We start from the raw sequence: 9,612 nt of genomic DNA on the forward strand, positions 1-9,612 counted from the left end.
GTGAGCTCGACCACCGACGACCGACCCGGCGCGGCCCCGGCCGAGCCGGGCGTGACGAGCGTCGACCTCGTCGTCGGCGGCATGACGTGCGCCTCGTGCGCGAACCGGGTGGAGCGCAAGCTCGGCAAGCTCGACGGCGTCACCGCGACGGTCAACTACGCCACCGAGCGCGCCCGCGTCACGGCGCCGGCCGGGACCGACCTGGCGGTGATCGTCGCCGCGGTCGAGTCCGCCGGGTACACCGCGCGCGAGCACCGGCCCGAGCGGCGGCAGGTCGCCGTCGAGGAGGACGACCCCCTGCGCTCCCTGCGGCGACGAGTCGTCGGCGCCGTCGCGCTGGCGGTCCCCGTCGTCGTCCTCGCCATGGTCCCGGCGGCGCAGTTCCCGGCCTGGCAGTGGGTCTCCCTGGCCCTCGCCCTGCCGGCCGTGCTGTGGGCCGGCTGGCCCTTCCACCGCGCGGCGTGGGTGAACCTCCGCCACGGCGCGGCCACGATGGACACGCTCGTCTCGGTCGGCACCCTCGCCGCGCTGGCCTGGTCCCTCTACGCCCTCGTGCTGGGCGACGCCGGCGCGATCGGCATGCGGCACGGCTTCACCTGGCTGGCGGGCGAGGCCGACGGCAGCGGGTCGATCTACCTCGAGGCCGCCGCCGGCGTCACGGCGTTCGTGCTGCTCGGGCGCTACCTCGAGGGCCGCAGCAAGCGCCGGGCCGGCGCGGCGCTGCGCGAGCTCCTCGCCAGCGGCGCCAAGGACGTCGCGGTGCGCCGCGAGGGCCCCGGCGGCACGACCGAGGTCCGCGTCCCGGTGGAGGAGCTCGCCGTCGGCGACGTCTTCGTCGTCCGGCCGGGGGAGAAGGTGGCCGCCGACGGCGTCGTCCTCGACGGCACCTCGGCGGTCGACGTCTCGGCCCTCACCGGCGAGCCCGTCCCGGCCGAGGTCGGGCCGGGGGACGCCGTCGCGGGCGGGGGCGTCAACGCGGCGGGGCGGCTCGTCGTGCGCGCCGAGCGCGTCGGCGCCGACACCCAGCTCGCGCAGACCGCGGCCCTCGTCGAGCGCGCCCAGGAGGGCAAGGCGCAGGTGCAGCGCCTGGCCGACCGGGTCTCCGCCGTCTTCGTGCCCGTCGTCATCGCGCTGGCCGTCGCGACGCTCGGCTTCTGGCTCGGCGCGGGGGCCGGGTGGGCGCCCGCGCTGACGGCGGCCGTCGCCGTCCTCATCATCGCCTGCCCCTGCGCGCTGGGTCTGGCGACGCCGACCGCGCTCATGGTCGGCACGGGCCGGGGGGCTCGCATGGGCGTCGTCGTCCGCGGCCCCGAGGTGCTCGAGCAGACCCGCAGGGCCGACGTCGTCGTCCTCGACAAGACGGGGACGGTGACGACGGGGCGGATGTCCCTGGTCGACGTCGTGCCGGGCGCGGACGAGGACCGCGACGACGTCCTGCGCGCGGCCGGGGCCCTCGAGGCCGCCTCGGAGCACCCGATCGCCCGGGCGATCACCGCGGCCGCCGCGGAGGTGGGCGCGCTGCCGGACGTCACGGGCTTCGCCTCGCGCGACGGGCTCGGCGTCGAGGGGTCGGTCGAGGGCCGGGCGGTCGTCGTCGGACGCCCGCGGCTGCTCGCCGAGCGCGGGCTCGCGCTGCCCGCCGACCTCGCCGCGGCTCAGGGGCGCGCCGAGGCGACCGGACGCACCGTCGTCGCGGTCGGCTGGGACGGCGCGGCGCGCGGGCTCCTCGTCGTCGCCGACGCCGTGAAGCCGACCTCGGCCGACGCCGTCCGCCAGCTGCGGGACCTCGGGCTGCGGCCCGTCCTCGTCACGGGCGACCACGAGGCCGCGGCGCGGGCCGTCGCCGCCGAGGTCGGGGTGGAGGAGGTCGTCGCGGGCGTCCTGCCGGCCGGCAAGGTCGACGTCGTGCAGCGGCTCCAGGCCGAGGGGCACGTCGTCGCCGTCGTGGGGGACGGCGTCAACGACGCCGCGGCGCTCGCGCAGGCCGACCTCGGCATCGCCCTCGGCACGGGCACCGACGTCGCCGTCGAGGCCTCCGACCTCACGCTCGTCCGGGGCGACCTGCGCTCGGCCGCCGACGCCGTCCGCCTCTCGCGGGCGACCCTGCGGACCATCCGCGGCAACCTCGCGTGGGCCTTCGCCTACAACGTCGCCGCGATCCCGCTGGCCATGGCCGGGCTGCTGACCCCGATGGTCGCCGGTGCCGCCATGGCCCTGTCCTCGGTGTTCGTCGTCACCAACAGCCTGCGCCTGCGCCGCTTCCGCTCGACGTCGGGCGCCGTCGCCTGACCCGCGGCGTCGCTGCTCCGCGGAGATGCGCCTCTCCTGGGCCTTCGTAGCCCTTCTCCGTCCTCAGAGCGCTGTGGAGCGGAAGAAGGCTACGAAGTCCGTCCAGCTGGGCTCGAGCCTGGGGACGGGGGCGTGGACGAGCGGGGGACGAGGGGCGCCCGGCGGGGGACGAGCGGTGGACCGCTTGTGGACGACGCGCGACACGCCGACACGAGATGTTGGGGTGCTTGCGCGGGACGGCCCGAGATGTAGTGTCAGCGGCGCTGGAGGTCCGGCCCTCCTCGCTCTCGCGGCGGGGGTGGCCGGGGCAAGAGGGAACCCGGTGCGACTCCGGGACTGCCCCGCAGCGGTGAGCGGGAACGACCGCCGTCACCGGTGCCCGACGAGAGCCGGGCGCCGGTCGCAGCACTGGGTGCGAGCCCGGGAAGCGACGGCCAGTAGGACGGTGCGCGAGCACCGGCGCCCGCGAGTCCGAAGACCTGCCTCCGGTGCGCGCGCCGGCCGGTGCGCGCCGTCCGGGGCCTCGCGGGTGGGCTCGTGGCGACGTCGTGCGCACCCCCGTGCGCGCTGCCGTCGGCACCGCTCCTCCCGCGAGCACCGGGCACCACGCTCGCGAGGAGAGAGCACCGATGACCCAGACCACCGAGCGGCCGGCCGCCGCACCGGGCGCACCCACGGGCACCGCCCCGGCGGGGCCGAGCGCCCGCATCGCCGTCCTCAAGCGCGACGGCGGCGTCGCCGCCTTCGAGCCCGCCAAGATCTCCGCCGCCATGCGCGCCGCCTTCCTCGCCGTCGAGGGCCAGGGCGCCGGCGGCAGCAGCCGCGTCCGCGAGCTCGTCGACGTCCTCACCGGCCAGGTCGTCGCCGCCCTCGAGCGCCGCTACGGCGCGGGACGCTCGGTCGACGTCGAGGAGATCCAGGACCAGGTCGAGCTGGCCCTGATGCGCTCGGGCGAGCACCGCATCGCCCGCTCCTACGTCCTCTACCGCGAGGAGCACGCCCGCCTGCGCGCGGCCGCGGCGTCCCTGCCCGAGCCCGACGACGCGAGCCGCGGCGCCGAGCTGCCGCAGATGCCGGGCGGGGCCCGCATCCCCGACCTGCGCGTGACCGGCCCCGACGGCGGCCAGGCCCCGCTCGACGTCGACCGCCTGCGCCTCGTCATCGGCGAGGCCTGCGCCGACCTCGACCCGGCCGTCGACGCCTCCGCCGTCCTCGCCGAGACCGTCCGCAGCCTCTACGACGGCATCACCGCCGCCGAGCTCGCCCAGGCGCCCGTCCTCGCGGCGCGCTCGATGGTCGAGACCGAGCCCGACTACAGCCGGGTCAGCGCCCGCCTGCTCCTCGACGTCCTGCGCACCGAGGTCCTCACCCTCCTCGCCGGCGAGCCCCAGCAGGCCAGCCAGGCGCAGATGGCCGAGCGGTACCCCGCGTACTTCGCCGACTACGTGCGCCACGGCGTCGCCGACGAGCGCCTCGACCCGCGCCTGCTCGACTTCGACCTCGAGCGGCTCGGCGCGGCCATCCGCCCCGAGCGCGACCTCGACTTCACCTACCTCGGCCTGCAGACGCTCTACGACCGCTACTTCCTCCACACGAGGGGCGTGCGGTTCGAGATGCCGCAGGCCTTCTTCCTGCGCGTGGCCATGGGTCTCGCCCTCGAGGAGGACGACCGCGAGGCGCGGGCGGTCCAGTTCTACGAGGCGCTGTCGAGCTTCGACCTCATGACCTCGACGCCGACGCTCTTCAACGCCGGCACGGTGCGCCCGCAGCTCTCCTCGTGCTTCCTCACGACCGTCGACGACGACCTCGACGCCATCTACTCGGGCATCCGCGACAACGCGCTGCTCGCCAAGTTCTCCGGCGGCCTCGGCAACGACTGGACGCCGGTGCGCGGCACGGGCGCCTACATCAAGGGCACGAACGGCGAGAGCTCCGGCATCGTGCCGTTCCTCAAGGTGGCCAACGACACGGCGATCGCCGTCAACCAGGGCGGCAAGCGCAAGGGCGCCGTCTGCGCCTACCTCGAGACGTGGCACATCGACGTCGAGCAGTTCCTCGACCTGCGCAAGAACACCGGCGACGACCGCCGCCGCACCCACGACATGAACACCGCCAACTGGGTGCCGGACCTCTTCCTCCAGCGGGTCGAGGCCGACGGCGACTGGACGCTCTTCTCGCCCGACGAGGTGCCCGACCTCCACGACCTCTACGGCGCGGCCTTCAAGGACCGCTACGAGCACTACGAGGCCGAGGCCGCCGCGGGGCGCATCGCCGTCTCCCGCACCGTGCGCGCCAAGGACCTGTGGCGCCGGATGCTGACGATGCTCTTCGAGACCGGGCACCCGTGGATCACCTTCAAGGACGCGTGCAACCTGCGCTCGCCGCAGCAGCACGCCGGCGTCGTGCACTCCTCGAACCTCTGCACGGAGATCACGCTCAACACGAGCCGCGACGAGGTCGCCGTCTGCAACCTCGCCTCGGTGAACCTCGCCCAGCACGTCGGCCCCGACGGGCTCGACGAGGAGAAGCTGCGCGCCACCGTGCGCACCGCGGTCCGGATGCTCGACGACGTCATCGACATCAACCTCTACACGATCCCGCAGGCGGAGAACTCGAACCGGAAGCACCGCCCGGTGGGCCTCGGGCTCATGGGCTTCCAGGACGCGCTCTTCACCCTGGGCCTGCCGTACGCCAGCGAGGCGGCGGTCGAGTTCGCCGGCACGAGCATGGAGGCCATCAGCCACGCCGCCATCAGCGCCTCGGCGGACCTCGCCGAGGAGCGCGGCGCGTACGCGTCCTTCCCCGGGTCGCTGTGGAGCCAGGGCGTCATGCCGCACGACTCGGTGGCGCGCGTGGCCGAGGCCCGCGGCGGCGACCTCGACCAGCCCGTCGTCGAGCGCCAGGACTGGGCGTCGCTGCGCGAGCGGGTGCAGCGCACCGGCGTCCGCAACTCCAACATCATGGCGATCGCGCCGACGGCGACCATCAGCAACATCGTCGGCGTCAGCCAGTCGATCGAGCCGCAGTACCGCAACCTCTACGTCAAGGCGAACATGAGCGGCGACTTCACCGTCGTCTCGACCTCGCTCGTGCGCGCCCTGAAGGAGCGCGGGCTGTGGGACGACGTCATGGTCAGCGACCTCAAGTACTACGACGGCAGCCTCGGCGCCGTCGACCGGGTGCCCGCCGACCTCAAGGCCCTCTACGCCACCGCCTTCGAGGTGGACCCCCACTGGCTCGTGCGAGCCGGCTCGCGCCGCCAGGTGTGGATCGACCAGGCGCAGTCGCTCAACCTCTACGTCCTCGAGCCCAACGGGCGCACGCTCGACGAGCTCTACCGGGCGGCCTGGCGCCAGGGGCTCAAGACGACGTACTACCTGCGCAGCTCGAGCCGCACCCACGTCGAGAAGTCGACGCTCAAGGGCACCGACGGCCGCCTCAACGCGGTCGCCGTCGCCCCCGCGGCCGCGGCCGTCCCGGCGGTGCCCGCGGCCGTGGCGCCGCCGGTCACCGCCGCTCCCACGGCCGTGGCAGCAGTAGTCCCGACCGGCGCGCCGCAGCCCGCGGCGTGCTCCATCGACGACCCCGAGTGCGAGGCCTGCCAGTGACTCTCGACTGGGACGACGCTCCCGCCCCGACGACCGCTCCCGCTCCCGTGCGCCCGCAGGTTCCGGGCGCCCGCACCTCCGGCGACGTCACCGCGCGCCCGGCCGACCTGCCCGGCGTCCCGCAGCCGGCCGTGGCCCCGACGACCGCCCCGGCCCAGGACGGCGCCGGCTCGGGGGACTCGACCACGGGCCTCGGCAGCCTCGACCGCAACGGAGGCCGCGTCGAGGTCTCCGAGAAGCGGATGATCAACGGCCGCGCCGACGTCAACCAGCTGCTGCCCATGAAGTACACGTGGGCGTGGGACAAGTACCTCGCCGGGTGCGGCAACCACTGGATGCCCACCGAGGTGTCCATGCAGGCCGACATCGCGCTGTGGAACTCGCCCGGCGGGCTCACCGAGGACGAGCGGCTCATGCTCAAGCGCAACCTCGGGTTCTTCGCGACGGCCGAGTCCCTCGTCGCGAACAACATCGTGCTCGCGGTCTACCGCCACCTCACGAACCCGGAGTGCCGCCAGTACCTGCTGCGGCAGTCCTTCGAGGAGGCCGTGCACACGCACACCTTCCAGTACATCTGCGAGAGCCTCGGCCTGGACGAGGGCGAGCTCTTCAACATGTACCGCGAGGTGCCGTCCATCGCCGACAAGGACGCCTGGGCGCTGCAGTACACCCAGGCGCTGGAGGACCCGGACTTCCGCACGGGGACGCCGGAGGCCGACACCCAGTTCCTGCGCGACCTCGTGGCCTTCTACGTCATCTTCGAGGGCATGTGGTTCTACACCGGCTTCGCGCAGATCCTCTCGCTCGGCCGGCGGAACAAGATGGTCGGCATCGCCGAGCAGTACCAGTACATCCTGCGCGACGAGTCGATCCACCTGAACTTCGGCATCGACACGATCAACCAGATCAAGGCCGAGAACCCGCACCTGTGGAGCGAGGAGTTCCAGGCCGAGGTGCGGCAGATGCTCACCGAGGCCTGCGAGCTCGAGGTCGCCTACGGCCGCTCGACGATGCCGCGCGGGCTCCTCGGCCTCAACGCCGAGCTGTGCGAGCAGTACATGCACTTCATCACCAACCGCCGCTGCGGCCAGCTCGGTCTCGCCCCCGTCTACCCCGCGGTGGACAACCCGTTCCCGTGGATGAGCGAGGTCATGGACCTGGGCAAGGAGAAGAACTTCTTCGAGACCCGGGTCATCGAGTACCAGACCGGCGGCGGGCTCTCCTGGGACTGACGCCCCGGCGCGGCACCGCTCGGCCGTGGCGCCGCGACGACGACGGCCCCCGACCTCCTCGAAGGAGGTCCGGGGGCCGTCGTCGTGCCGGGAGGCCGGGGAGGGGCGGCTCAGGCGGCGTCGAGCTGGGCGAGCACCTCGTCGAGCGTGGGCGAGGCCACCGTCCGGTTGTAGGGCAGGCGGGCGAGACCGCGCGCCATCGTGCAGGTGTCGCTGAGGGCGGCGTAGGTGAGGCCCGCGCCGACGCCGCCGGCGAGGAAGCGGGCGGCGGGCACCCGCAGGCTCAGCAGGACGCTGCCGAGGACGAGGGAGCCGGCGACGAGGCGCACCTGGCGCTCCATGGCCCAGCGGCTGCGACCGGCCACGACGGTGCCGCCGGCGCGGCGGACGCCGTCGACCCCGCCGCCGAGCACCTGCAGCGTGGCCGTGGCGCCCGCGGCGACGAGCGCCTCGCGGGCCTGCTCGGCGCGCCCGCCGAGCGCGCACATGAGGACGACGTCGCCGGACAGGCGCGACGCGACCGCGCCCGGCTCCCGCAGGAGCAGCTCGAGCGGCACGTTGACGGCCCCCTCGACGTGGGCGGTCTCGTACTCGGCGGGCGTGCGCACGTCGACGAGGACGACGGGGCGCCGGCGGCGCAGACCCTCCACGAGGCGCTCGGCGTCCGTGCGGTGGCCGCTCGCGGCGTCGGGGGCGGTGCGGGCGCCGGGAACGGCGGCGGTCATGGGCGTCACGGCAGTCATCGGGGTCGTTGCGGCCACGGGGTCCTCCGAGGGGTCGTCGAGCACTGACGTCCACAACGGCGTCCCACCCCTCGACCCTTCCCGCGTCCCAGGGGCTGGGACCCGTCGGGCCCGGCCGCCGAGGCGACCGGGCCCGACGCGCGGCGGGTGGGTCAGCGGGTGCGCGGCCCCCGCCGGCGTCCCAGGACGGCGGCGGCGAGACCGCCGAGCACCACGACGACGAGCACGACGACGATGGGCGCCCACGGGACGTCGTCGCCCGACTCCGCGGAGGCGGGCTCGGCGACGTCCGCGGCCCCGGCCGCGGTGGTCGGCGAGGGCGAGCTGCCGACGCCGGCGCTCTCGCTCGACGTGGCGGTGGGGCTCGCCGCGGGTGACGGGCTCGGCGACGGCGACGCGCTCGGCGCCGGGGTGGCGGGTGCGGCGACCTCGAGCGAGAAGGGGACCTCGCCGCTGATGGGGTGCCCGTCGGACGACGTGACCCGGTAGACCACGGCGTACTCCCCCGACGGCAGGTCCGAGGGGAGGGGGAGGCTGACGTCGCGGCCCGCGACGACCGTCTCGCCGGCGATCGACGAGCCGTCGGCCCCCTGGAGCTCGAGGACGGTGCCCAGCTCCTGCACCTCGGACGAGAAGGTGAGCACCGCCTCGGCGGGGACGGCGTCGAGGACCGCCCCGCTCTCGGGGTCGGAGCCGACGAGCCGGTCGTGCGCCCACGCTGCGGGGGCCGCCACGACGACGAGCCCGGCCGCCAGCACGCCGGCGGCGGCGCCCGCAGCGCGCCGCCCGGCCCGGTGGGTGGTGCGTGTGCGCTCCCGCGTGGTCATGACGCCTCCGTGTGCTCTCGAGCCGTGCCTGCTCGCCGCCCCCGCACCGGGGGCGGCCGTCGTGGTGTCTTCGGGGCCGGCGGCCGCCCGGACGGGCGCCGCCGGCACCGCCTCACCGCGCCGCACGACGCCGCCCCGCCGCACCGACCAGAGCGAGGAGGAAGGCCGCGACCGCGACGACGAGCCCGCCGCCGGCGAGCCAGCGCGCGCTGCTGTCGGTCGCCTCCGTCGCGGCGCCGCCCGTGGTGCTCGTGCTCGCGGCGGTCGTCGTCACCTCGGCGTCGGTCGTGGCGGCCTCGTCGTCAGCGGCCGCGACCGTGGTGAAGGACGGCGCCGGGGTGTTCGGCTCCTCCTCACCGGCGACCACGGGCTCGTCCCAGGCCACGACCTCACCGTCGGAGTAGGTCTGCGTCGCCGGGAGCACGACGTCGGTGCCCGCCTCGGGCAGCGGGCCCGCCGAGACGACGAAGCGCTGGAACTCGCCCGGGCCGATCTCGACGCCCGGGTCGGCGGTCCACGTGACCTGCCGGGGCGCCTCGGTGAGCTCGCCGCCGTCGACGGCCACGGGCTCGGGCAGGTCGCCGGTGACGACCTCCGCGGACCACCCGGGGACGGGCTCGACGCTGACGGAGCGCAGCGGCGTGTCGGTGGGCAGGTCCACGGTGACGGCGGTCGTGCCGGCGGTGTCGGACTCGTTGGGCACGCGGAAGGTCAGGACGCTGTAGCCGCCCACGGTGGGGTCGTCGGCGCTGACCCGCACGTGGGCGGACGCCGCCAGCGCAGGGCCGACGACGAGCGCCCCGGCGAGGAGCGCGGCGGCCGCGGTGCGGTGGGCCCCGCGCCGGGGGCGGGCTGAGCCGGTCGGGCTGGTGCTGCTCGCGCTGGTGCTGCTCGCGCTGCTGCTGGTCGCGAC

General features: G+C 75.2%; 6 protein-coding genes and 1 riboswitch. Of the genes, 3 read left to right on the forward strand and 3 right to left on the reverse strand.

The window, feature by feature from the left end; translation table 11 throughout:
- The 3 genes from HLB09_RS01800 to HLB09_RS01810 all read left to right on the forward strand — a co-directional run bounded on the left by HLB09_RS01800 (nucleotide 1) and on the right by HLB09_RS01810 (nucleotide 7,129).
- Nucleotides 1–2,289 (forward strand): heavy metal translocating P-type ATPase, encoded by a 2,289-nt coding sequence (locus HLB09_RS01800; RefSeq protein ID WP_322789985.1) that lies wholly within the window; start codon nucleotides 1–3, stop codon nucleotides 2,287–2,289.
- 250 nt (nucleotides 2,290–2,539) lie between these two features.
- Nucleotides 2,540–2,790, forward strand: a riboswitch (cobalamin riboswitch).
- Nucleotides 2,791–2,918: 128 nt separating this feature from the next.
- Entirely contained in the window at nucleotides 2,919–5,897 is a 2,979-nt protein-coding gene (locus HLB09_RS01805) for a ribonucleoside-diphosphate reductase subunit alpha (RefSeq protein WP_171201699.1), read from the forward strand.
- Between the two features lie 131 nt (nucleotides 5,898–6,028).
- A complete protein-coding gene (locus HLB09_RS01810) occupies nucleotides 6,029–7,129 on the forward strand; it encodes a ribonucleotide-diphosphate reductase subunit beta (protein WP_171201702.1) in 1,101 nt (366 codons plus the stop codon).
- 110 nt (nucleotides 7,130–7,239) lie between these two features.
- Here the strand turns inward: HLB09_RS01810 and HLB09_RS01815 are convergent, their stop codons facing one another.
- The 3 genes from HLB09_RS01815 to HLB09_RS01825 all read right to left on the reverse strand — a co-directional run.
- Nucleotides 7,240–7,854 (reverse strand): rhodanese-like domain-containing protein, encoded by a 615-nt coding sequence (locus HLB09_RS01815; RefSeq protein ID WP_212755763.1) that lies wholly within the window; start codon nucleotides 7,852–7,854, stop codon nucleotides 7,240–7,242.
- Nucleotides 7,855–8,024: 170 nt separating this feature from the next.
- Nucleotides 8,025–8,699 (reverse strand): copper resistance CopC family protein, encoded by a 675-nt coding sequence (locus HLB09_RS01820; protein WP_171201700.1) that lies wholly within the window; start codon nucleotides 8,697–8,699, stop codon nucleotides 8,025–8,027.
- Nucleotides 8,700–8,811: 112 nt separating this feature from the next.
- Nucleotides 8,812–9,612, reverse strand: an 801-nt coding sequence (locus HLB09_RS01825) for a YcnI family copper-binding membrane protein (protein WP_212755765.1), incomplete at its 5' end; no start/stop codon positions are given.

This window comes from Pseudokineococcus marinus, from assembly GCF_013004605.1.
Taxonomy (GTDB): Bacteria; Actinomycetota; Actinomycetes; order Actinomycetales; family Quadrisphaeraceae; genus Pseudokineococcus; species Pseudokineococcus marinus.

Excerpts from the sequence above, each read along its gene's own strand:
- HLB09_RS01805 (WP_171201699.1), top strand. The coding sequence starts at position 2,919 with ATGACCCAGACCACCGAGCGGCCGGCCGCCGCACCGGGCGCACCCACG.
- HLB09_RS01820 (WP_171201700.1), bottom strand. The coding sequence starts at position 8,699 with ATGACCACGCGGGAGCGCACACGCACCACCCACCGGGCCGGGCGGCGC.
- HLB09_RS01815 (WP_212755763.1), bottom strand. The coding sequence starts at position 7,854 with ATGACCGCCGCCGTTCCCGGCGCCCGCACCGCCCCCGACGCCGCGAGC.